The following is a 26,016-nucleotide window of genomic DNA, read 5'->3' as shown; positions in this document are numbered from 1 at the left end:
ATTAGTATTTTTCAATATTCTTTTATGCAAAGAGCTTTTATTGTCGGAATTTTGATTTCAGTAATTACACCTTGTATTGGAGTAATAGTGGTTCTAAAAAGGATGTCCATGATTGGCGATGCTCTTTCTCATTCTTCTTTGGCCGGTGTAACTGCCGGCTTGGCTTTTGGAATTAATCCTATTGCATCGGCTGTAATTTTTTCAATAATGTCGGCTTTTGGAATGGAAAGAATAAGAAAGTCTTTTCCCAGATATTCAGAAATATCAATAGCTGTAATTACATCTATGGGAGTTGGAATTGCCGGTATTTTATCGGGGTTTGTAAAGAATGCCGCCAGCCTTAACAGTTTTCTTTTTGGAAGTATTGTAGCTATTACTGATTTTGAACTTTTTATGGTTATTGGGTTAAGTGTTTTGGTTATTTTTGTTTTTATATTATTATATAAGGAATTATTTTATACGACTTTTGATGAAGAATCTGCAAAATTTTCAGGAGTTCCTGTTAAGTCAATAAATTTTGTATTTACTCTTCTTACTGCCATTACTATTTCTATATCCTCAAGAGCAGTTGGTACATTAGTTATATCTTCCCTTATAGTACTCCCGGTGGCATCTGCTATGCAGATTACTAAAAGCTATAAACAGACTGTAATTCTTTCCATAATTTTTGCTGTTTTTTCTACTATTTCAGGATTATATATATCTTATTATGCAAATTTTAAACCGGGTGGTACAATAGTGTTAATTGGAATTGCAATTTTAATAATTGTTATTTTTTATAAGGACGTTCTAAAATATATCTTTTTAAAAAAACATACAAAATCGAATAATTAGCTATTTTAAAAAAGTAATATATGAGATTGCATATCAATTGACTTTTCAAAGAAGTTATTCTATGATATCATGATATTGTATATTATAGTTATAAAGGATGATGATCGGATTGAAGCAATTTGAAAATAAAGAAATTTTTAGTTATTTTAAGATAAAAAATACTAAACAGAGAAATGTCGTATTGGATATACTGAAAAAGGCGGAATATCCTCTTACTTCAAAAGAAATTTTTTTTAGGGCCAAAAATATGGACGATTCTATTAATTTTTCGACTATATATAGAATACTCAATGTTTTTGAATCAAAGGGGATAGTTGTTAAATTAAATATTATGAATAGTGATGAAGCAGTTTTTGAACTGAAAACCGTAGGGCATAAACATTATCTTATATGCTTAAAATGTAAAAAAATGATTCCTATTGAAGGTTGCCCTTTGGGTGACTATGAAAAGTTTATTGAGAATACTACTGATTTTGATATTATGGGTCATCATCTTGAAATATTTGGATACTGTTCTGAATGTAAGGGAGATAAAAAGGGGGATGGAGTTAATGAAGGTAAAAATTGATATTGTTTCTGGTTTTTTAGGAGCCGGAAAAACTACATTAATTAAAAAACTTCTTAAGGAAAAATTAGACAGTGAAAAAATAGCGATTATAGAAAATGAATTTGGAGAAATTGGTATAGACGGAACATTACTTAAAAGAGCCGGATTAGAGATTAAAGAAATAAATTCCGGATGCATTTGTTGTAGCCTTGCCGGAGATTTTGGAGAATCCGTAAGAGAAATAATAGACAAGTTTAGTCCTCAAAGGATAATAGTAGAACCTTCGGGAGTAGCAAAGCTTTCGGAATTGATTAGGGCTTGCAGGGAAAATAACTTGAGGGATTTAGTTGAAGTTAATATGATTGTAACAATAGTGGATGTCTTAAAATTTGATTTGTATTTAAATAATTTTGGTGAATTTTTCGAAGACCAAATAAAAAATGCCAAAGTAATACTTTTGAGCAGAACAGATGTGGTTGATGAGGAGAAGATCAGCTCTGTTATAAAATCCATACGAAATTTAAATTTTAAATACGATATTGTGACTACTCCTTGGGCTCAGCTTACTGGAGAGCAAATTATCGGATTGGGAGAAGGCCATATAGAACATATACATGGAGAAAATTGTAATCATGAAGAAAAACATGGTCATGACCATGACCACGATCATGATCACGACCATGACGCCGATGAAATATTTAAAACATGGAGTATGGAAACGGCTAAAATCTTTGACAAAATAGAATTAAAAAATATGTTGAAACGGTTAAATGACGCTGATAGCTTTGGCATGATTGTAAGAGGTAAAGGAATACTTCAAAGCGAAAGAGGCAAATGGTTACAATTTGACTATGTTCCTGGAGAAATTCAGATAAGAACTACTTCTGCCAATTATATAGGCAAACTTTCGATAACCGGGAAAAATATTAACGAAAATAAATTATTTGAATTATTTTCTGTTTAAAATAAACAGGTGAGGCCTATGGTTACTTATATAGATATCTTTACCGGATTTTTAGGTTCGGGTAAAACTTCTTTAATTAATGAAGTTTTGAAAAATTCTATGGAATTTAATGAGCGGGTAGCGGTTATACAGAGAGAGACCGGTGAAAAGGAAGTAGATAAAGAGTTCATAAATAATGAGAATGTACTTTTGAAAAAATTTAAAAAAGATGAATCGATAAGAATTAAAGATATAATGGTAATTTTAAATGAATTTTTACCTAATCGAATGATTATCGAAGAAAACGGCATATCTGATTTAAGAGATTTATTAAATGTACTGGACAAATTTCAAGTACGAAAGCATTGTGTCATTAATTCGATTGTTAATGTGATAGACTGCAGAAATTTTGATTCCCTTATGAGTATTGTAGGACAGAATATGATAACGAATATTTTATATAGTGATTTAATAGTATTGAATTATTCCGATAAAATATTGCTGCACAAATTTAAGGATTTAAAGAAAGAGATCAGAGCAATAAATAAGTATGGAAAGATATTAAATATCAGTACTCCTAAAGATTTTACGGAATATGAAGGGATAAAAAATAGTAGGTTTAAACAGAAAAATAAAAAGAAAAATCCGGGAGATAAATTATCAATTATACTCCTGATTTTTGCAATGATATATTTAAGTTTTACTATTATGAGGTTTATAAAATCTGAAGGAGTAGTTTTTGATATCTCCAAACTTCAAATAATCAGTACAATATTTACAAGTATATTAATAGAGGCCTTTCCATTTTTGCTTATTGGAGTGTTCATATCTTCAATTATACAGGTTGTTATCACAAGAGAAATGATAATTAAATATTTTCCTAAAAGTAAGATATTATCTTTTATTGTAGCTTCGCTGGGTGGGTTATTGTTTCCGGTATGTGATTGTGCTATAGTTCCGGTAGCTACCCGTCTTATCAAAAAGGGAGTTCCCATGTATGCTGCAGTAACATTTTTATTGGCGGCTCCCATAGTTAATCCAATAGTTATAGCTTCCACAATTTATGCTTTCCAAGGTCAAAAATTAATAGTTGCTTTAAGAATAGGAATAGGTATAATAGTTGCTATTCTTACAGGAATTATATTTATGATTTTTCCAGAAGATGAAAAAACAATTTTTACCGGTTTCGATAATTACACTTGTAACTGTATATACTGCAGTGGTTATGATGTATCAAAAATCGGGATATGGGATAAAATTGTTATAGTATTCAGACATGCAGGGGAAGAGTTTTTAAATTCAGGAAGATTTTTGGTTATAGGGGCATTGATTGCAAGTATTTCCCAAACTTTTATTCCCCAGGATATATTTTTTAAAAGTACAAATAAGGAAATATTATTCATATTAATTATGATGGCCGCAGGATTTGTTCTGTCTTTATGTTCATCTTCGGATGCTTTTATTGCCAGAAGTTTTGCAAGGCAGATTCCAATTGTTTCTGTATTGGGATTCTTGGTATTAGGGCCTATGGCTGATATAAAAAATATGCTTATGCTTTCGGGAAGTTTTAAGAAGAGATTTATAATAAAGTTATTTTTTATTGTGTTTAATTTGATATTTTCCATTTTGTGTTTTACTAAGGTGGTATTTTTTTAGAAGGAGGGAGTTTCCATGAAGACAATGAGAAAACATAGGATTAATATAGAAATTATATTTAAATTAATAGTTTTTTTGGGGTTTTCTGTATTTTTTATAATTTTAATCAAGACCGGTAATGTGAAAAAATACGTTCATCCCAGAATTATACCTTATATGAAATTTGCTGTAGCCGGATTTATAGCCATTTCATTATTTACAATAGGAGAAATTTTTAGAACAAAGGGCCCCGGTATGAACCTAAAAAAATATATTCTTTTTTTAATTCCGCTTTTTCTGTCATTTGTTATACCTCCTAAAACGGCAGTTTTAAGTTCTTCGGTCATTAAAGGAAACGGAGTGAACGGAATAAATTATGGCTCCGATTATAAGGATAATACAAATAGTAAATCTGATGATACAATTGATATAACTGCTGATGATACAACTACTGACGACGATACAACTACGAACGGTACAAATTCGGATGTTTCTCAAAATAACGGTGATGTATCTGCAGATGAAAATAATATTGCCGGCACCGGAGAGGATTATGGATCGGAACAACTGAAAATTGAAGGTAATAACATAATTGTAGATGACAGTAATTTTGCACCTTGGATTATGGAATTATATTATGATGTTGAGAAATATGAGGGAAAAAATATAGAGATGGTGGGATTTGTTTATAAAGATGATGAATCCTTAAAGGAAAATGAATTTGTAGTTGCACGGCTAATGATGGTATGCTGTGCTGCCGATATGCAGCCTGTAGGAATCGTATGCCAGTATGATAAGACTTCCGAACTGAAGTCGGAAGAATGGGTAAAAGTTAAAGGAATATTGGAAACTTATGATTTTGCGGGAGAGAAAAATCCGATTATAAAAGTGGAAAGCATTGAACCTACGGATAAACCGAAAGAAGAAATAGTCTATCCTTATTAAGCAAAAAAATTATTGGGATTAAATTCTTTATTATAGTGATTTATTAAAATATGAGTATTATGGTATAATTATTATTGATTAAATAATAAAGGGGAGAGGAGAACGGAAAGAAATATAAATAAATGCGTAAGTACCATAGATGAATTTGACGGAGAAGAATTTGATAAATTGAATATAGGGGTTGAAATACAGGATTTTGTTGAGCCAAGTTTATTGGACAAGGGTTGGGAAGACGTAGTCTCTCAATATAAGATGATGTTTGAGAAATTTAATGGTGCATGTTCAGTTCATGGACCATTTCTGGATTTAAAACCTATAAGTCCTGATAAAACTATAAGGGAAGCAAGTTATAGAAGGTATTTAGTTGCATTGAACATTGCCAAGGAATTAAAGGCACAATACATAGTTTTTCATAGTCAAATCAATCCTTTTCTTAATGAGCCTTATATAAGAAAGCTTAATCATGATTTAAATAAGAAATTTTTTAGAGACATATTAAGAGAAATAGGAAATTTTAAAGGGACTATAGTGATAGAAAATATATTTGAAGGAGATCCAAGCTGGTTGAGAGAACTTATAGATATTATAGATTTATCTAATGTTAAAATCTGTCTGGATATAGGTCATGCTAAACTGATGAGTGGGGAGGATCAAGTTAAAAATTGGTTTAAAGTCTTAAAAGACGATATAAAGTATATTCATTTCCATTGGAATAACGGGGTATACGATGAACATAAGCCTCCTATGGAAGAAAATATAAGATTATTGAGTGATTTATTAGAGAAATTTGATTTAAACCCTGTTATATCGTTAGAATATAAAGTTAATAGTTTGGCTGAAGAGATAAAAAGAATAAGAAAAAATATTTAATGAAGGAGAGATGATCATATGCTAAATTTTGATTATTCTATACCCACTGAAATCTTTTTTGGAAAGGGTCAAATTGAAGTTTTAAGAAAAGAAATTAAAAAGTATGGTAAAAAGGTACTTTTAGTGTATGGAAAGGGAAGCATTAAGAGAAGCGGTGTTTATGATCAAGTAGTGAATATATTAAAAGAGGAGAATATACCTTTTGAAGAATTAAGCGGAGTAGAACCTAATCCAACCTTAGAGACTGTAAAAAAAGGAATAAAAATGTGCAGAGAAAATGAAATAGATTTTTTGCTTCCCGTAGGAGGAGGAAGTACAATAGATTGTTCCAAGGCAATAGCGGCAGGGTATTATTATGACGGGGATCCGTGGGATCTTGTGATTGGGAAAGCTAAAGTAAAGGATGTGCTTCCCGTAGGAGTGGTATTGACTATAGCGGCCACAGGTTCCGAAATGGATGCAACGGCGGTAATCACCAATATGGAAACGAAGCAGAAAATAGGATTGAAAGACCCCAAAATAGCTCCTAAATTTTCTATAATGGATCCTACTTATACCTTTTCGGTATCTGAAAGACAAACAGCTTCGGGAACTGCAGATATAATGAGTCATACATTGGAGAATTATTTTAGCAGGACGAAGAGTGCATATTTACAAGATAAGTTAGCGGAAGGTGTTTTAAAGACTTGTATTAAATATGGGGTTATTGCGGTAAAGGAACCCGATAATTATGAAGCAAGAGCAAATCTTATGTGGGCTTCAAGTCTTGCGATAAACGGACTTTTAAGTTATGGAAAAGATGCATCATGGACTGTGCATCCTATAGAACATGAATTGAGCGCATATTATAATGTTACTCATGGAATAGGATTGGCGATACTTACACCCTATTGGATGGAATATGTGTTAAATGATGATACATTATATAAATTTGTTGAATATGGTATAAATGTATGGAATATCGATAAAAATGAAGATGAATACAATATAGCCCACAGGGCAATAGAAAAAACAAAGGAGTATTTCAATTTGTTAGGGATACCTTCTGCTTTGAGAGAAGTAGGGATAGGAGAAGAAAATTTGGAAAACATGGCTAAAGGAGCTGTAAAAAACAGAGGTGTAAATGGGAAAGTTGGGTCCTTTGTTCCTTTGGCTTATGAAGATATTCTAAATATATACAAGAAAGCATTATAAATAAGTATTTATAGAAATTGGTATACAAACTTATATATATTGTATACCAATTTTTGTATGATTATATTGTACGCTTTGGCTTATAAAGGATAATCAAAATTATGGTCATATAAAGTTGTAAATGAATTTAAAGTTAAATATAAAAATCTGGAGGAATATTATTGATGAAAGCATTGGTAAGAAGAACAAGTAAGGAAAGAGACATGATATTAAAAGATATGCCTGAACCGATTGTATCTGATAATACCGTAAAAATAAAAATTAAATATTCCAGTATTTGTGCATCTGATATAAAATATTATAATCAGGTAATGGGTCCTGGAGCGAAGATTATTCCACCTGTTATCATCGGACATGAGGGGAGCGGAATTATAGTTGAAACGGGAAGTAAAATTAAGGATTACAAAGTAGGAGACGAGGTTTGTTTTGAAACTACTTTTGAAAAATGCGGAAAGTGCATGTTTTGTAAATCTAAAGAATACAATATATGCGATAACCGTAAGGGATTAGGTTCTAAGGTAAATGGTACCTTTGCGGAATATGTAATAGTTCCTGAAGAATCCTTACATAAATTGCCGGATGGCGTAAATCTAAAAACCGCAACTCTTATGGAACCATTGGCCTGTGCTGTTCATTTAATAGAAGAACAAATAAAGGTTAAAAAAGGTGATAATGTATTAATAATCGGCCCTGGAGCTATAGGATTTTTTTCTTCCTTAGTTGCTAAATCTCTGGGAGGAAAAGTTATTTTAAGCGGAACCAACCACAGTGCTCACAGGTTAAAATTGGCGTCGGAATTAGGTATAGAAACTATATCCGGAGGAGAGGGAGAAGTTAAAAAAAGGGTATTTGAAATGACGAATAATATCGGTGCTGATGTGACTGTAGATTGTGTTGGATCAGAACATACTCTTAAAATGGCGGTAAATTTAGCAAGAAAGAATGGAATTATAGGCCTTGGGTCCTTTCCGAAGGGAGAAATTCCATTTAATTTTGAAATAGTTTTTAGACGTCAGCTTACTTTGATTGGAAGCCAAAGTTCTAAACCCTCCAGCTGGATAAGAGCACTGGAGTTGATGAAGGAAAATCATCATATTATTGAAAGAATGATTACTGATTCCTTTACTTTGGATGATTGGGAAGAAGCTTTTAAATTAGTTGAAAATAAATCGGGATTTAAAGTTGTTTTCAAAATGAATTAAATAAATTATATATAAAAGATGGGGAAATGTGAGTAAAAGTTTAAATCCAATAAGGCTTTTTAAATTTTTATGAAGGGGTGATATCAAGGTGTATGATAAATATGAGTTAAAAGAAAGATTGAGAGAAATAAAGAATAATGATTTTAGATCACCTGATGACATAAGTATTTTTGATTTTACACTGAATATGATTGAATATATCGGAGATCCTGATCCGGACCTTAGAGATAATTTGATTTATGAAGTTCTTGACAGATGGATCATGGATGGTATGTTTGGAACCGATCAATTAAGTAAATTATTAAATATTATTTTTGATAGTTCTCATTTATTTTATAAAATTGGCGAGGAAGGAACGGATTCGGTTTTTACAAGATCATTTTCAGTTTTAATAGTTGCGGATATAATCTATTACTATAGGATACATAATACGGGATTGGAAGAGGATTTAAGGAATATTAAAGAAAAGCTTATCAAATATATGTCAGAAGAAAAAGATGTAAGAGGATATATTTCAGGTAAAGGCTGGGCACATTCGGCAGCTCATACGGGAGATGCGTTAAATGAGCTGGTACAATGTCGATACATGAAATATAAGGATTTGTTGGAAATAATGGAAGCGGTTAAAAAGAAAATTTTTATTAATAGTTATGCTTATATAAGCGGAGAAGATGAGAGATTGACAACTCCTATAGTGAGCATAATAGATAGAAAAATATTGGGAAATAAAGATATTGTAGACTGGATAAGAAGTTTTAAAAATATTAATAAAATAAGTAAATATCCCGAAGATATGAACTTAGAAGTAAACGTTAGAAACTTTTTAAGAAGTGTTTATTTTAGATTGCTTTATAAAGATAATTACGACGAAATCAATGGAGCAATAAAAGAAACACTTTATAATATTAAGAAATTTTAAATTAATTTAAAGAATAATTTTTATATGGATTAGAGGTTGTGATAATTTGCTTTGGGGCGATAAAAGATATCATTCATTAAATTATGAATTGAAAAGAATATTTGGAACAAAAGTAGTGAAATTATCTGTTGACGGGGGATTTACGTGTCCTAACAGAGATGGAACTGCTGGAGATAAGGGATGTATATTTTGCGGAGAGGAAGGTTCCGGAGAATTTACTTTTTCAAAGAATCTTTCTATACCAGAACAAATAGCAAAGCAGAAGGAATTTATGTCTAAGAAATGGGCTACGGGAAAATATATTGCATATTTTCAGAACTTTACCAATACATATGGGGATACGGAATATTTAAAGGAGAAATACTATGCTGGAATTTCTCAGAAAGGAATGGTAGGACTTGCTATAGCCACGAGACCCGACAGTATTTCTCCTTCTGCATTGGATTTGCTTGAGGAAATCAATAAAAAAACTTACCTGTGGATTGAGCTTGGACTGCAGACTATCCATGATACTACCGCAAATTTTATAAGACGGGGGTATGATTTATGCTGTTATGAGAAAACTGTGGAAGAATTAAAAAAGAGGAATATCAGGATTGTAACACATCTTATATTTGGACTTCCAGGCGAAAGCAAACAGGATATTCTTGAATCAGTAAAATATGTATCCGAAAGGGATACATGGGGAATTAAAATTCATCTTTTATATATTCAAAGAGGAACGGATTTGCATAAATTCTACATGGAACATCCTTTTCATATATTGACTCAAGAAGAATATGTAAATATGGTCTGTGACAGTATAGAGATTATTCCAAAGGATATGATTATCCACAGATTAACGGGAGATGGTAAAAAAGCTCTTCTTATAGAACCTAAATGGAGCCTTGACAAACTAAAGGTATTATCTGATATAGACAAAGAACTCAGTATTAGAAATTCTTATCAGGGTAAATTTTTCAAGTGAATTATGATCTTTAAATTTATATAATAGTATGCCATTAACTACTGGCCATGATATAATTTTAGATTATAGGAAAGTCCTATTTACATTAATATAGATTTTCCATGAAATGGGTTTCAAAAAGGCCTTCTTTATAAAATAATAGATATAGATGAGGATGATATAGGAAATGGATCTTATTGTTGGAATTGCTTTTTCATTTTTTGCACTAATATTTTTTTTATATAAAGATTTTCATATTGAGTTTTCCGTTCTGATATGTTTTTTTATATTTTTTATCATTGCTTTAAAAAGAGGATATTCTTTTAAATCAGTATTGAAAATGGCATATGAAGGAGGAAAGAAGTCCTTAGTAGTAGCGAAAATTCTTATATTGATAGGGATTATCACAGCTTCGTGGATGGCATCGGGAACTGTCCAAAGCATCGTATATTACGGGATAAAAATCATAAATCCCGATTTTTTCATAGTATATACTTTTTTAATATGTACTGTTGTTTCGTATATGCTGGGGACAGCTTTTGGAACGGTTGGAACTGTAGGTGTAGCACTTATGGTAATGGCGAAAGGAGGGAACTTAAATCCTAATATTGTATCAGGCGCCATTATTTCGGGAGCATATTTTGGAGACAGGTGTTCTCCAATGTCTTCCAGTGCTCATTTAGTCAGAAATTTAACGGATACGGATATTTATTCCAATATTAAAAATATGGTTAAAACATCAATAATTCCGTTTATCGTTTCTTTTTTTATTTATTTTATTATTTCATTGAACAATCCTTTGAAACTGGCAGAAAACAATTTGAATTTTGAGATTGAGAAATTATTTACTATAAACTTTCTTATGCTTTTGCCTGCAATAGTTATTCTGCTTCTCAGCTGTTTTAAAGTAAACGTGAATAAATCAATGATTTTGAGTATCGTTACAGCTTGCATAATAGCCATGTTTATCCAGAAAGTATCTTTTTACAAATTGGTAAAATATATAATATTCGGATATAAAATCGATAAGAATACTTTTTTAAAGAATATATTAAAGGGCGGAGGTATTCTTTCTATGGCAAAATCCTCATTTTTAGTATTGATATCCTGTGGCCTTGCAGGAATAATTGAAAGTTCCAATATGTTAGATGGACTATACAAGATTTTTAATAATATCTCAACTCATTCAATTCTTTTTCTGGCTACTTTGTTAGTGAGTATAATAGTCAGCAGCTTCGGGGGAAATCAATCTATAGCCATTGTCCTTACGGCGGAAATAATGAGAAGTACATATGAGAAACTTAATATCAGCAATTCTGATTTTGCAGTAAGTATAGAAAATACGGCGGTAGTATTATCACCTTTTATTCCTTGGAATATAGGAGGACTTATTCCTACAAGAACTCTTAATATCAGCAGTGTTGGATATCAAGGTTATGCTTTTTATCTTTATCTGATTCCTGTCTGGAATCTAATGTACTTAAAAATAAAAGAGACAGGAAAGAGAAAAGCAACATAAAATATTATGAAAACTATAAGCAATTATCGCTTTCACTGCATAGTATATAATGAACAAAGTTTAGAAAGAAAGGTGGTAAATATGTACGATTTCTATGGTTTAAGCGGTAAGTGTCCTTCGGGCAGTATTTCCCATACAATAAGATCAGGGGATACCTTATACAAACTTGCTCAGCAATACAATACAACAGTAGAAGCGATAATTGCTATAAATCCGGGAATTAATCCAAATAATCTTCAAATAGGCCAAATAGTATGTATACCTGCTTCTGCTCCTCCCAAACCTCCATGCTCGGGTGGATTTTATTATACAATAAAAGCGGGAGATACATTATATAATTTAGCCAATAGATATAATGTTACCGTAACAGATATCTTAAGAGCTAATCCTTTTATAGATCCGAACAATTTACAGATAGGGCAGGTAATATGTATTCCGGGGGCTGTACCTCCTCAACCGTCATGTCCGGGGGGAACATTGCATACGATAAGAGCAGGAGATACATTTTATAAACTTTCCATACAATATGGAGTAAGTCTTGAAAGTATATTAAAAGCAAATCCCGGAGTAGATCCGAATAATTTACAGATAGGGCAGGTAGTATGTATACCGGCACATACTCCTCCACAACCATCATGTCCTGGAGGAACATTGCATACAATAAGAGCAGGAGATACGTTTTATAAACTTTCCATACAATACAAAGTAAGCCTTGAGAGTATATTAAGGGCAAATCCCGGAGTAGATCCGAACAATTTGCAGATAGGGCAGGTAGTATGTATACCAGCAGCGACTCCTCCTCAACCTTTATGTCCAGGAGGAACATTATATACGATAAGAGCAGGAGATACAATATACAATTTGGCTAACAGATACAATGTAAGTGTAGACGATATATTAAGAGCCAATCCAGGTATAGATCCGAACAATCTACAGATAGGGCAGGTAATATGTATACCGGCACCCAGATGCCCTGGAGGAACATTATATACAATAAGAGCAGGAGATACAATATACAATTTGGCTAACAGATACAATGTAAGCGTAAATGATATATTGAAGGCCAATCCAGGTATAGATCCGAATAATCTACAGATAGGGCAGGTAATATGTATACCGGCAGCAACTCCTCCTCAGCCGTCATGTCCAGGAGGAATGTTATATACAATAAAAGCGGGAGACACAATATATAATTTGGCTAACAGATATAATGTAAGCGTGGACGACATATTAAGAGCCAATCCAGGTATAGATCCGAACAATCTACAGATAGGGCAGGTAATATGTATACCGGCAGCGACTCCTCCTCAGCCGTCATGTCCAGGAGGAATGTTATATACAATAAAAGCGGGAGACACAATATATAATTTGGCTAACAGATATAATGTAAGCGTGGACGACATATTGAAAGCAAACCCAGGTATAGATCCGAACAATCTACAGATAGGGCAAGTAATATGTATACCATGTATGCCGGCACCGACTCCTCCACAACCGTCATGTCCTGGAGGGACATTATATACGATAATGGAAGGGGATAACCTTGGAAGTATACTGATAAAATTTAATATATCCGTTAATGATCTGATTTCTGTGAATCCTAATTTTGATCCGCATAAAATAGTTGCAGGACAGAAATTATGTATTCCTCCTCATAAATCTGGAATTTGTCCTTCTGGCACAAATCCTTATTTGATTACATCTCATGATGCTCCGCAGGAGAAATTGGTAGTGGCTCATCTTGCAATGAAATTTAAAATTAGTATATCAGATTTAATGTTAGCTAATCCAAATCTTGCACCAAGTGATTTTACAGTAGGAATGAAAATCTGTGTACCTTCTAAATGAAAAGGTAAATGAAACTGATACCTATCCTCATTAGGTATCAGTTTTATTTTATAACTTATGAAGAACTTTTTTCTATAATTCATAGGAAAGTCAAATTATTCCTTAATATAAACTTTCCGTTAAATGGGTTTCAAAAAAGGCATCCTTAATTTATAATGTTTTAATAGAAACTTTTTTCATTAATTGAAGTGTTTGTTTAGTATTTTTGTTATGTTATAATTTATATAGAGACAGTTGGGTATAAATTATAATATTGCTAATAGATATAAGTATATAGTCTTTTGTATAAATTATATAAAGGAGGAAAAGCAGCAGAGAACTGCAATAGTATGAAAAAATTACATTTAGGTATTGATATTGGTTCAACCACCGTAAAATTAGTTGTATTAAATGAAAAGTTGGAAATTCTTTTTTGTGATTACAAGAGACATTTTTCTGATATTAAAAGTAGTGTAAAAAATCTTATCCTCGGAGCATATAAAAAGTTTAAAGATGAAAATATAACCGTTATGGTTACAGGCTCGGGAGGACTTTCCGTTAATAAATGGCTTGATGTTCCATTTGTTCAAGAAGTAGTAGCTTCAACTACTGCAATCAGAAAATTTATTCCAAAGACAGATGTAGCGATTGAACTTGGAGGAGAAGATGCTAAAATTACCTATTTTAGAGGAAATGTAGAGCAAAGAATGAACAGCATATGTGCAGGAGGAACCGGTGCTTTTATCGATCAGATGTCATCTCTTCTTCAGACAGACGCAGAAGGATTGAATGAATTGGCAAAGAATTATGAGCATATATATCCTATAGCTTCCAGATGTGGAGTATTTGCTAAAACAGATATACAAGCCCTTATAAATCAGGGAGCATCAAAAAATGATATAGCTGTTTCCGTATTTCAGTCCGTAGTCAATCAGACAATTTCAACATTAGCCTGCGGCAGACCAATTACTGGAAGAATAGCATTTCTCGGAGGACCTCTTCATTTTTTGTCCGAGCTCAGAAAAAGGTATATTGAAACCTTAAGGCTCAAAGATGATGAAATAATAGTTCCCCGGAATTCACAGCTATTTGTTGCTTTAGGAGCAGCAATAGAATCTATTGAGGAGATACCCATAAGCTTTAAAAAATTTATAGACAAGCTAATAAATTTCGACAGACCTATAGATATGAGTATAAAGAAAATACAGCCTTTATTTAATAACAGGGATGAGTTGGAAAAGTTCAGGAAAGATCACGAAACTAAAAAACTTTTAAGAGGTGATATCAGATCTTATAGAGGGAAGTGTTTCCTGGGGGTTGATGCAGGTTCAACTACCACTAAAGCTGTATTAATAGATGAAAATGATAAAATATTATATTCATATTATAATAATAATCAGGGGAAACCTTTGGAATTGGTAGTACAAATATTAAAGGAGATCTATTCGGTTCTTCCTGCAGAGAGTAAGATTGTTTATTCTGCAGTTACAGGATATGGAGAGGATCTTATAAAAGAGGCTCTTGGAATAGACGTAGGAGAAGTAGAGACTATAGCTCATTATAAGGCAGCCGAATTTTATCTTCCGGGAGTAGACTTCATATTAGATATTGGTGGGCAGGATATGAAATGTATGAAGATTAAAAACGGCGTTATCGACAGTGTACTTCTCAACGAGGCATGTTCTTCCGGATGCGGTTCTTTTATAGAGACTTTTGCTCAATCTTTAAATATGAAGGTAGAAGATTTTTTAAATGAAGGACTTTTAGCTGAAAATCCCGTGGACTTAGGTTCAAGGTGTACTGTATTTATGAACTCAAAAGTTAAACAGGCTCAAAAAGAAGGAGCAACTATAGGAGATATTGCGGCAGGCCTTTCCTATTCTGTTATAAAAAATGCTCTTCAGAAAGTAATAAAAATAAGGGACCCTCAAGAAATGGGAGAAAAAATAGTTGTACAGGGGGGAACCTTTTATGGAGATTCTATATTGAGAAGTTTTGAGTTGATATCCCATAGAAAAGTTGTGAGACCAGATATTTCAGGATTGATGGGAGCACTGGGAGCTGCACTGATAGCAAAAGAACGATATGAAGACGGAAAAGAAACTTCATTGTTAAAAATAGAAGATCTAAACAATTTTAATTACAATACTAAGATGACAAGGTGTGGAGGTTGCGGAAACAATTGTTTACTGTCAATTCATACTTTTTCAAATGGAAATAGATATATTAGCGGGAATAGATGTGAGAAGGCTCTGGGATTAAATAAATCTTCAAAAAATATCCCTAACTTATATGATTATAAATATAAAAGAACCTTTGACTATAAACCTTTGAATGAGGAAGAAGCAAAAAGGGGTACAGTTGGAATACCGAGGGTATTGAATATATATGAAAATTATCCCTTTTGGTTTACTTTCTTTACGGAACTGAATTTCAAAGTTGTACTTTCGGCTCCATCGAGTAGAGCCATGTATGAAAAAGGAATCAGTACGATTCCCAGTGAAACCGCATGTTATCCTGCTAAGCTTGTCCATGGGCATATTTCAGACTTAATTGAAAAGAAAGTTAAATTCATTTTTTATCCTTCCGTATTTTATGAAAAAAAGGAAGATAAAACTGCTAATAATCATTTAAATTGCCCGATTGTTACTTCCTATTCGGAGGTTATAAAACATAATATGGATAATATAAAAAAGAATGATATACTTTTTTTGAATCCGTTTATTAGTTTTGACGACAAAGAAGGTTTAAAGAACAGACTTGAAAAAGAATTTAAAATATTTTCAATCGGAGGCAGAGAAATAGATAAAGCTGTAGAAAAAGCATGGGGAGAGCAGGCTAATTATAGAAAGGATATTCAATTGAAAGGGGAGGAAACTTTAGATTATATAAGCAAAAATAAGATCAGGGGAATAGTCCTTTCGGGTAGACCATATCATATTGACCCGGAAATAAACCATGGAATTCCAAATCTTATTACATCATTAGGGATGGCTGTTTTCACAGAGGATTCAATTGCTCATTTAGGTAATGTTGAAAGACCTTTAAGAGTAGTAGATCAGTGGACTTATCATTCAAGATTGTATAGAGCAGCAAGTTTTGTTGCTCAAAGAGATGACTTGGAATTAGTTCAATTAACGTCTTTCGGTTGTGGTCTTGATGCTGTTACCACGGATCAGGTACATGAGATATTGGATAACTACGAAAAAATATATACCTTATTAAAAATAGATGAAGTAAATAATTTAGGAGCGGCTAAAATAAGGATCCGTTCATTGAATGCAGCGCTGATGGAAAGAGATAAAAGAGGATTCAGGCCTCATAAAGTAGGAGGACCAATTAAAAGAGTACTTTTTGCTAAGGGAATGAAAGAAAGACATACCATACTTTCGCCTCAAATGTCCCCTATTCATTTTGATTTACTTCAAACAGCCATGAGAGATTGTGGATATAATTTTGAAGTGCTTCCGTCTGTAGACAGAGGTGCCATAGAAGAAGGGTTAAAATATGTAAATAATGATGCTTGCTATCCTTCAATAATAGTTGTAGGACAATTTATAGAAGCTCTGAAATCCGGGAAATATGATTTAAATAATACATCAGTCATCATAACTCAGACAGGAGGAGTATGCCGAGCATCAAATTATATTGGATTTTTAAGAAAAGCTTTAAAAGATGCCGGATTTGGAAATATTCCAGTCATTAGTGCGAATGCCTATGGCATGGAAGAAAACCCCGGGTTTACCTATTCGATGGATATGGCATCAAAGGGTGTGATGGCAATAATATACGGGGATCTCCTTATGAGAGTATTATACAGGGTAAGACCTTATGAAAAAGTAAAAGGGTCGGCAGATTCATTGTATATGGAATGGAATCAAAGATGTAAAGAATCTTTAAAGAATGGAAGTAAAAAATTGTATAAGAATAATATCAGGAAAATAGTTGAAGATTTTGATAATATTGATATATATGATATACAGAAACCAAGAGTAGGGATAGTTGGAGAAATACTGGTTAAGTATCATCCTACCGCCAATAATGATATTGTAAATGTTTTGGAAAAAGAGGGAGTAGAAGTTGTGGTTCCGGATTTGACGGATTTTATTCTTTATTGTGCTTATAATGAAACCTTCAAAGCAGAATATTTATCTCAGAGAAAAAGAAATAAATTTTTCGGTGATATTGCAATATCATATATAGAAAATTATAGGAAGGATTTAAAAAAAGCATTGAATGAGAGCGAAAGATTTTCTTCACCAATGTCTATTAAGGAGTTGGCAGGATTGGTTAAAAATTTTATCTCTTTAGGAAATCAATCCGGAGAGGGTTGGCTTTTAACGGCTGAAATGTTGGAGTTAATTGAAAACGAAGTAGAGAATATTGTATGCGTTCAGCCTTTTGGGTGTCTTCCAAATCATGTAACGGGAAAGGGAATGATTAAATCTATAAGGGAGATGTATCCTAAGGCAAATATTATTCCCATAGATTATGATCCGGGAGCAAGTGAGGTAAACCAACTGAACAGATTAAAACTTATGCTTTCTACGGCTCGCCATAATGCTGATGAGGAAGAAGAAAAAGAAAAGGATGAGAGAGCATTGAATATTTAAAGATAAAGAGTCAGTGTCAAATTTATAGACGCTGACTCCTTTTTTTTAGGATGTAGTTATACGTAAATATAAAATTTTCCCCTATTCTACCGACTTAAGTGATTCAATCATGTTGATTGTCTGCAACTTAAAATAAGTAATGATTTGCATGATTACAGAGAATATCAGAGTAATCAGACATGCCAGTACAAAGCTGAGCCATCCAATTTTTTTGAAAAATACAGTCGCATTTATTTCAATAATATCAATAACGAAGTGATGAAGGAAAATCCCCCCAATTAGGCCTATCCCAATACTAATTAAAGTCAGGATAAAGGTCTGACGGTAAATATATCCGTTTGTTTCCGTATCGGTAAAGCCCAATACTTTAAGAGTGGCAATTTCACGCGTTCGCTCGCTTATATTGATTGATGTTAAATTATACAGCACACTGATTGCTAAGAGGGAAGCAACCACCACAATCAAGACAATGATACCGTTTAGGCTTTCGCTAATCCCAAGGGCATTTTGCATCATATCGTTAGTAAAGACTACATTCAAAACCAAGTCGCTGTCTATTAGATGTTTGGCTAAAGCTTTTTCACCAGCTCTATGGTTTGATACAATTGCATTGTAGGATACAGGTTTGTCGAAAATTTTATTATACAAAGCGTTGTTCATGTAAATATAATCAGCATTATAGTTTTCAGCCACATCTGCAACAGTTAACTGATAAGCATTGTTATCAGCATCTTTTACAGTGATGTTATCTCCCTTATTAACTTTGAAAACCTTGGAGAGTCTTTGTGTAATCACGACGCCATTATCATTCAAAGCTAACTTACTTCCGGTATCCGCACTTTTTAGATTATAATATTTATAAAAAATATTTTCGTTCTTCGGCACGATCAAAAAGGCATCAAGTGATTTATCATTGGATTCACATTTTAGGGCAGTCTGTTTTATTAAAAGAGGTTCTTCTATTTTTTCTTTTGTTAAAAGATTTTCTAAATCTTTACTGATATTTTTGGTTTCATCTTTGAGAATTATCATGTCATCATAACGAAAAATTTCACCGTACTGCTTTTCCGCAACGCCATCCATGCTGTCCTTCAGCCCAAATCCTACAAGTAACAAAGAAGTACAACCTGACACGCCTATTATGGTCATAAGGGCTCTCTTTTTGTATCGAAACATGTTTCTCATGGTGATTTTCCATGTGAAGGAAAGGTGTTTCCATATTGGCCCAATTTTTTCGAGAAAAATTGTTTGCCCGTTTTTAGGCGGAACCGGACGCATTAAAGCTGCAGGATTCTGTTTTAATTCTTTATTGCATGAAATTATTGTCACCAAAGCCATAAGCGCTAATGTAATCGTCAAAATCAGCAAAAATGTCATCATATCATATTGGATGATAAGGGGCGGCAAATTAGATTTAAAATTTGAAAAATTTGAGTAGATAAGCGGTGGTATAATACGGCACCCCGCAAAAAATCCTACTGTTGCACCTAAGCCCGAAGCAGACAGAACATAGAAGATATATGTGGAAATAATACTGCTATTTTTATAGCCGAGTGAGGTTAATATGCCGAGTTCATTTCGCTCTTCCGCTATCATACGAGCCATTGAATTGGACGCCATAAGCATTCCGATCAGTATGAAAAAGAAGGGAAAAACAGCGGCGATCGAGGTGATCACATCTATACTGGATTTTAATTCGCTGTAGCCGATGGCGGCATCTCGGTCAAAAATATGCCATTGTGTTTTTTCAATATCAGAAAAATCTTTTTTGGCATCATCAATTTTTTCCTGTGCGTCAGCCATTTCTGTATTGAATTTTTCTAAATTCTTATTATATTCCGCATATCCGTCTTTCAATTTCTTTTCATTTTCCTCTATTTCACTTTTACCTTTTGCGATTTTGTCCTGAGCTTTTTTAATTTCGGAGTTAAAGTTTTCAATTCCCTTATTAAGTTTTGCTTCTTGAGCTGTTAATGTATCAACTGATTCTTTGAGTTTCAAGAGTCCTTCACGAGACTTGGAATATTGATCTATAGTTACACTGAGTTTGGCATATTCCTGACTTCCGGAAGGAAGCTGACTAAGTTGTGTTTTCATAGATCCAATAGCAGTATTCAACTTGTTGATTTTTGTGGGTAGTTCCTCTTTTTTAACGCCGTTTTGTATTAGCGCGGAATTGATTTCGTTCCAGCCATTTGCAATTTTAGCTTTAGAGGATTCAAACTCTGCATTTTGCCTTTTAATGTTTTTTTGTAAGTCTGTCTCGTTTTTAGCAAGTTCATTTTTTCCGTCTTTCAGCTTCTGTGTGCTGTCATCAAGCTTGGCTTTTGCATCAACCAGTTTTTTTTCACCTTTTGCCTTTTCATCGTTCAGTTTTTTTTCATTTTTGTTTATTTCCTGATTTGCTTTTTTATAAATTTCCTGATACCGTGTATTTTCCCTTTCCGGTTTAATTTTTATCAGTTCATTATTAAGTTGCGATGCCACACTATTATAATCTTTTGAATATGCAGTAGTGTTTTTAGTGCTTGCGGCAACGAGATAGATCTCGGTGTAAGCGTCTAACATAAAATTATCCTTGTTTATAAAAATAAAAGATGATAATTCTCCGTCGCCAATATTGGTACTCCCATAATTATTTGTCAAATATAGTACCGATTTTGCCGTACCAACAACGGTAAATTCGGTATTTTTTAATTTTCCGCCGACATCACTTGTTATTCTGATTTTATCACCGATTTTATAGGCTTTACTATCCGCAATGCATTCATTATCAGTCTTAGGCATCCGTCCGGAAATAAGTTGAACCCTATTGACTGATTTTTCAATTGCATGAACACGAATCGCTTTATTCTGATCCAAAACATCCAAAGAATAACTCGGAATAACGGTGTTTACATTTTTCAAAGTTTTTAGCGCATTGACATCACCATCTGTTAGACCCATTGAGCTGACGATTTTAAAATCCATTAAGTTATGGTCGCAATAATAATGATTGGCTACAGCAACTAAATCAGGCGCACTTTCCTGTACCCCTGCGAAAAAGCCTACACCCACCATAACAATAATAAACAATGACAGATATCTGCCAATAGATTTTTTTATTTTAATCAGGGTATTTTTATACAACAAACTGATCACCACACAATCTCTTCTGCTTTTTTGGGATTTTTATTTATAATAATATCTTTGACCGTTCCATTTTTGATTTTAATAACTTTATCTGCAACATCTGCAATTACGGTATTGTGAGTAATTATAACAGTAGTCATGCCCATTTTTTTACAATTTTTTTGTAAAAGTTCAATAATCCGTTGTCCTGTTACGCTGTCAAGTGCGCCGGTAGGTTCATCACACAAGAGAAGCTTCGGATTTTTTGCGACCGCTCTCGCTATGGCAACACGCTGCTGTTCTCCACCCGACAACTGAGAGGGAAAGTTGCTTATACGCTCCGATAAACCGACCTTTTCTAAAATTGTTTTGGGATCAAGTGAATTAGGACATATCTGACACGCAAGCTCAACATTTTCCAGTGCGGTTAGATTTTCCACAAGATTATAAAACTGAAATACAAACCCAATATCATTACGCCTGTAATTTATCAGTTCCTTTTTGTTATATTTATGGATTTCATTTCCGTCAACTGTAATATTGCCGTCGCTTGGACTATCCATCCCGCCGAGCAGATTCAACACCGTTGTTTTTCCCGCCCCCGACGGACCGAGTATAACAACCAATTCATTTTTTTCTATTGAAAAAGAGCAGTCATCAACTGCTGTAATCGCTAAATCACCGACTATATATTTTTTTTCAACATTTTCAAACTCAATAAATGCCATTTCTACACCTCCGATTTTAAACAACATAATGTTGACGATTAAACATTAATGCAATATACTAACATCATGGAACAAACACAACATGAATAAATTATACTAACATCATGAAATAAATACAACAATCAGATGTTTAATAAGTGTAGGTTTCACAGCAGATTTTCAAAAAATGTTTAGAAAACGACAAAATTGTTTATAAATTTTTTATAAGGGGGGGACTTAGATGGCGGCAGAAAAGATCGACAGGAGGGTAAAATATACCAAAATGGTTATTAAGGAGAGCTTTGTTAAATTTCTAAAACAAAAACCAATTTCAAAAATCTCTGTTAAAGAAATCTGTGATGATGCAGATATAAACCGCACGACCTTTTATGCACATTATGTAGATCAGTATGATTTGCTTCAGCAGATTGAAAATGAAGTAATTGATGATATTAATCAATATTTGAAGGGATACGATTTTAAAAACAATAAAGTTGTACCTACGGAGATGATTGAAAAAATCTTAGAATACATAAAGAAAAACTCAGAACTTTTTGACCTTTTACTAAATTCAAACAGAGATATGAAATTTCAACAGGAAATTATAAAGATTATTGGCAGGCAGCATTTTATATCCGTTATCGGAGATAATTCTTTAAATAAAGAAGATGCGGAATATATATTTTATTTTTTAGCAAGCGGTGCTGTCGGAGTCATTCAGATGTGGCTGAAGGGTGGGATGAAAAGGCATCCCAATGAAATGGCGGAATTGATATTAAAAATAGCGATTAACGGCAGATCATCGGTTATTTAAATGATAACTAACTTTTGCATTACAGCCACTTTTTGATTATCAATATTTTGAAGGCAGAAATTCAGGATAAAGCAAAGAACGAATCAGAATCAGTTCTTTGCTTTATCCTTTTGTTTTTAAGTTGTTAATTAGTATACCTTATTTTCTTATTGCTTTAAAAAGAGTGTATTAATTTAAGCTGCATTTAGATATATACTTTTTAATGTAAACAGAAAACTATTGAAAGAGAGGTGTAAAGATGTCAACAGACTGGTTAGGGATTTCCGGAAAAGTTGTAATTGTCACGGGAGGCTCTTCAGGAATCGGAGAAAGTATAATAACAGAATTATTGGAGCAAGGGGTAAAGGTAGTTAATGCAGATATTCATGATAATGGGAAAAAACATGATAATTTGTTGTTTGTAAAAACAGATGTATCGTCAAAAAAGGATGCGGAAAAAGTTGTTGAAGAAACTCTCAAGGCTTTAGGGACAATAGACGGCCTTGTAAATAATGCGGGAATAAATATTCCAAGGCTGTTAGTAGATAAAAAGCATTTTTATGGTAAATATGAGCTTTCTGAAGATGTATTTGATAAAATGACAACTATTAATCAAAAAGGTGTCTATTTAATGGCACAAGCTGTGGCGAGAGTTCTTGTCAGGAAAAATTCAGGAGTGATTATAAACATGTCTTCTGAAAGTGGCCTTGAAGGTTCAGAAGGTCAAAGCTGTTATGCTGCTACAAAGGCTGCCATAAACAGTTTTACCAGGTCCTGGGCGAAAGAACTGGGGAAATCAAATATAAGAGTAGTGGGGATTGCTCCCGGCATAATGGAAGAGACCGGCTTACGTACTTTGGAATATGAAACTGCCTTGGCATATACAAGAGGAATTACCGTAGAAAAACTAAGGGAAAATTATAGTAGGACAAGTACTATACCATTGGGGAGGAGTGGAAAGCTTTCTGAGATAGCGGATTTAGTATGCTATTATTTATCCGGCAGATCCAGTTATATTACAGGAATAACTACAAATGTTGCAGGAGGGAAAAGCAGAGGTTAAAGAATGGAGGAAGGTGTTAGTGTCTCTCGTAAAAAAGTGGTATCTAATTTTAAATACACTTTTAGTAAAGGAATATATTACTGTTGAAAAACTAAGTGACATTACTCAGACAACTTCTCAGACTTTAAAAAAGAATATTGAATTATTGAATGATCAACTTAAAGGAATAGCATCAATATTGTGGGAAAAAGGCAGCTATTATTTGTATATCGAAAATTATTCGGCGTTTAAAGAAATTATGAACGGAGAACTGAAAAAGGATATGGACTTTAATTCTTCAAGTAAGCGAATAGCTTTTATTTTAAAAACTTTGTTAAATACCAAGGGATTTGTTACAATGGACAGTTTGGCAGAAAGAATTGAAGTAAGCAGAGGAACGGTAAACAAAGATGTGAAGAATATAAAAAAAATAATTTCAGACTTTGGCATAAGTTTATATGGAATACCGAACAAAGGTATAAAAATTGTCGGGGACGAATTAAACAGACGGTTGTTATTGCTATATTATGTTTATGATTATTATTTTGCGGATTACAAACTAAAGAAAAGCACAGTCGAATATATAGACAAAATTGCAGAAGAATACCAGTTAAGCAATTATAATACGGCTATCATGAAAAAAGTTGTAGGTATTACTTTAGACAGAGTAGGAAAAGGCTTTTATATAAACAAGGAAATACCTTACTATAATAATTATGAAGGAAATTCAAGCTTTATAAAGAGGTTTCTTTATCATTTGGAAAAAGAATATGACATAGCCTTGGGGCCGTATGATCGAGACTTTGTCATTTTCCCGGTTAATATCAGAAATTCTGCTTATGTAAAGAAGGAGAGTATGGAGAAATATGAAAAAGGCATAAAAGACCTTTTCAATGATATGATAAGGAAAATCAGGGCAAATTTTATGCTTGAATTAGATGACAATCAGTTATTTGAAGAAATGAAATATCATTTGATGTTTATGGTGAACAGGCTTGTATTTCATATAGAATCGTTTAATTTGTTCTATGACGAGATTGAAAAGAAATATCCTTTTTCTTATGAATTGGCGAAGATGGCTGCGAATGTTATAGAGTCACGTTTAATGATAAGTGTGGCACAACCGGAAATCAGTTATCTTGCCGTATATTTTGAATTAATTTTATACCATAAAGACAGAGAAAACAGGCAAAAACAGATTGCGATAGTAAGTAATTTTGGGAAAGGCACGTCAATGTTAATAAAGAAGCAGATTCAGGAAATTTTGGGACCTGAGGTGACTATATTGCAATTTTCGGAGCAAAATTACACAAAACAAAATTTTAAAATTTTTTTTGCAGTTTTTACCACGTTTCCCATAGAAATAGATAAAAGAATACCTGTAATTCAAGTGGCTAATTTATTTGATAACAACTGGGTTATTAGCGAGTGGAATAAAATAGAACAGGAACAAAATTTTGATATTGCTTACATTGATTTTTCATTTACCGTTCTGGACGAAGAAAAAAGTTATTTTGATAATGTTAAGTTTATGATTTGTAGATTGATTAAAGATAAGAAGTTAAATCCTAATTTTATAAATTTATGGCAGGAAAGAGAAAAAAAACAGTCCACTATCTTTGAGCAGGGGATTGCGTTTCCCCATACGTTAAATAAAGGATTTAATAAAATAGTGTTGAGTGTAGGAGTATTTAAAAATCAACTATTTGTTGGAAATCAAAGTATTCAAATCGTATTTTTGGCAGGAATACCCGAAAATATAGATGATGGTGCTGAGAATTCTTTACTGGAAATGTATGATTTGATATTTCGAATAGCAAGAAGAAAAGAAATTCATCAGAAAATCGGAGAAACAACAAATGGAAAAGAATTTATTTCACTTTTAAAAAGGGAGGGAATATTGCGGTGAATATATATATATTTGGATTGTTTGTACTCTCGGCCTATTTATTGCAAGTGTTTTTTGGGGCAAAGCAAATTCGACATTTTAATGAAGAATACGGTAGATTGAAAAATAAAGGAAAAGTAGCGATAGGAAAAAGGCCGGGAAAATTTCATGTTGGTACTATTGTTATGCTGGCAACAGATGATAACGGGGAAATTTTAGAAGCTGTAAAAATGCAGGGAATTACAGTATTATCTAAGTTTAAACCTATTATCTCACTGACGGGACAATATATTCAGTTGATAAATGAGCATTCTTTAATTGATTGCGGAGAAAACAATCTGACTAAGAAAACCATATTAAATGCAAGAGATGTATATCTGCATGTTAGCCGGGGAGAGAAAATACCTGAAACAAAAAGTCCTCTTGCTCTGCTAACCTCGAAGATAAAATTATTAAAAATAAAAAATTAAAAGGATGGTGT

At 32.9% G+C, this 26,016-nt stretch carries 19 protein-coding genes; 17 read left to right on the top strand and 2 right to left on the bottom strand.

Going from position 1 to position 26,016, the window contains the following annotated elements; genetic code table 11:
* Positions 1-24 precede the first annotated feature (24 nt).
* The 13 genes from EQM13_RS17060 (at position 25) to EQM13_RS16995 (ending at position 17,994) form a co-directional block, all read left to right on the top strand.
* Positions 25-834 carry a metal ABC transporter permease gene (locus EQM13_RS17060; protein WP_114219560.1) on the top strand — a complete coding sequence of 270 codons (810 nt, stop codon included), beginning with the start codon at positions 25-27 and terminating at the stop codon, positions 832-834.
* 109 nt (positions 835-943) lie between these two features.
* Entirely contained in the window at positions 944-1,402 is a 459-nt protein-coding gene (locus tag EQM13_RS17055; RefSeq protein ID WP_161567298.1) for a Fur family transcriptional regulator, read from the top strand.
* On the top strand, positions 1,386-2,345 hold the full coding sequence (locus EQM13_RS17050) for a CobW family GTP-binding protein (RefSeq protein ID WP_128753328.1): 960 nt from the start codon (positions 1,386-1,388) through the stop codon (positions 2,343-2,345). Before EQM13_RS17055 ends, EQM13_RS17050 begins: the two co-directional genes overlap by 17 nt.
* Positions 2,346-2,363: 18 nt before the next feature.
* Positions 2,364-3,980: a permease gene (locus tag EQM13_RS17045; RefSeq protein ID WP_128753327.1), complete on the top strand. Its 1,617-nt coding sequence runs from the start codon at positions 2,364-2,366 to the stop codon at positions 3,978-3,980.
* 15 nt (positions 3,981-3,995) lie between these two features.
* Positions 3,996-4,904, top strand: coding sequence for a TIGR03943 family putative permease subunit (locus EQM13_RS17040; RefSeq protein WP_128753326.1), 909 nt, complete (start codon positions 3,996-3,998; stop codon positions 4,902-4,904).
* A gap of 168 nt (positions 4,905-5,072) precedes the next feature.
* Entirely contained in the window at positions 5,073-5,774 is a 702-nt protein-coding gene (locus tag EQM13_RS17035; RefSeq protein WP_071139373.1) for a sugar phosphate isomerase/epimerase family protein, read from the top strand.
* 18 nt (positions 5,775-5,792) lie between these two features.
* Entirely contained in the window at positions 5,793-6,968 is a 1,176-nt protein-coding gene (locus EQM13_RS17030; RefSeq protein WP_071139372.1) for an iron-containing alcohol dehydrogenase, read from the top strand.
* Between the two features lie 164 nt (positions 6,969-7,132).
* Positions 7,133-8,170, top strand: a complete 1,038-nt coding sequence (locus EQM13_RS17025; RefSeq protein WP_071139371.1) for a zinc-dependent alcohol dehydrogenase — start codon at positions 7,133-7,135, stop codon at positions 8,168-8,170.
* Positions 8,171-8,258: 88 nt separating this feature from the next.
* Positions 8,259-9,089, top strand: a complete 831-nt coding sequence (locus EQM13_RS17020; RefSeq protein WP_071139370.1) for a DUF2785 domain-containing protein — start codon at positions 8,259-8,261, stop codon at positions 9,087-9,089.
* Between the two features lie 46 nt (positions 9,090-9,135).
* On the top strand, positions 9,136-10,056 hold the full coding sequence (locus EQM13_RS17015; protein WP_071139369.1) for a TIGR01212 family radical SAM protein: 921 nt from the start codon (positions 9,136-9,138) through the stop codon (positions 10,054-10,056).
* Between the two features lie 166 nt (positions 10,057-10,222).
* Positions 10,223-11,554 carry a Na+/H+ antiporter NhaC family protein gene (locus EQM13_RS17010; protein ID WP_071139368.1) on the top strand — a complete coding sequence of 444 codons (1,332 nt, stop codon included), beginning with the start codon at positions 10,223-10,225 and terminating at the stop codon, positions 11,552-11,554.
* 6 nt (positions 11,555-11,560) lie between these two features.
* Positions 11,561-13,402: a LysM peptidoglycan-binding domain-containing protein gene (locus EQM13_RS18785; RefSeq protein WP_240662958.1), complete on the top strand. Its 1,842-nt coding sequence runs from the start codon at positions 11,561-11,563 to the stop codon at positions 13,400-13,402.
* A 329-nt stretch (positions 13,403-13,731) separates the two neighbouring features.
* The gene (locus EQM13_RS16995; protein WP_128753325.1) at positions 13,732-17,994 is read left to right on the top strand and encodes a 2-hydroxyacyl-CoA dehydratase; all 4,263 of its coding nucleotides are present in this window, start codon (positions 13,732-13,734) and stop codon (positions 17,992-17,994) included.
* A gap of 81 nt (positions 17,995-18,075) precedes the next feature.
* Here the strand turns inward: EQM13_RS16995 and EQM13_RS16990 are convergent, their stop codons facing one another.
* Positions 18,076-21,123 carry an FtsX-like permease family protein gene (locus EQM13_RS16990; protein ID WP_206172741.1) on the bottom strand — a complete coding sequence of 1,016 codons (3,048 nt, stop codon included), beginning with the start codon at positions 21,121-21,123 and terminating at the stop codon, positions 18,076-18,078.
* 8 nt (positions 21,124-21,131) lie between these two features.
* Complete coding sequence (locus tag EQM13_RS16985) at positions 21,132-21,833, bottom strand: ABC transporter ATP-binding protein (protein ID WP_071139365.1); 702 nt, start codon at positions 21,831-21,833, stop codon at positions 21,132-21,134.
* A gap of 220 nt (positions 21,834-22,053) precedes the next feature.
* On the opposite strand from EQM13_RS16985, the gene EQM13_RS16980 reads away from it, so the two are divergent.
* The 4 genes from EQM13_RS16980 (at position 22,054) to EQM13_RS16965 (ending at position 26,005) form a co-directional block, all read left to right on the top strand.
* On the top strand, positions 22,054-22,626 hold the full coding sequence (locus tag EQM13_RS16980; RefSeq protein ID WP_071139364.1) for a TetR/AcrR family transcriptional regulator: 573 nt from the start codon (positions 22,054-22,056) through the stop codon (positions 22,624-22,626).
* A gap of 238 nt (positions 22,627-22,864) precedes the next feature.
* Entirely contained in the window at positions 22,865-23,668 is an 804-nt protein-coding gene (locus EQM13_RS16975) for an SDR family oxidoreductase (protein ID WP_071139363.1), read from the top strand.
* A gap of 19 nt (positions 23,669-23,687) precedes the next feature.
* A complete protein-coding gene (locus EQM13_RS16970; RefSeq protein ID WP_161567297.1) occupies positions 23,688-25,556 on the top strand; it encodes a BglG family transcription antiterminator in 1,869 nt (622 codons plus the stop codon).
* Entirely contained in the window at positions 25,553-26,005 is a 453-nt protein-coding gene (locus tag EQM13_RS16965; RefSeq protein ID WP_071139361.1) for a transcriptional regulator GutM, read from the top strand. Before EQM13_RS16970 ends, EQM13_RS16965 begins: the two co-directional genes overlap by 4 nt.
* Positions 26,006-26,016: the final 11 nt, after the last annotated feature.

Source organism: Acidilutibacter cellobiosedens (genome assembly GCF_004103715.1).
GTDB classification, from domain to species: Bacteria; Bacillota; Clostridia; order Tissierellales; family Acidilutibacteraceae; genus Acidilutibacter; species Acidilutibacter cellobiosedens.
This window is presented reverse-complemented; position numbering and strand designations above follow the sequence as displayed.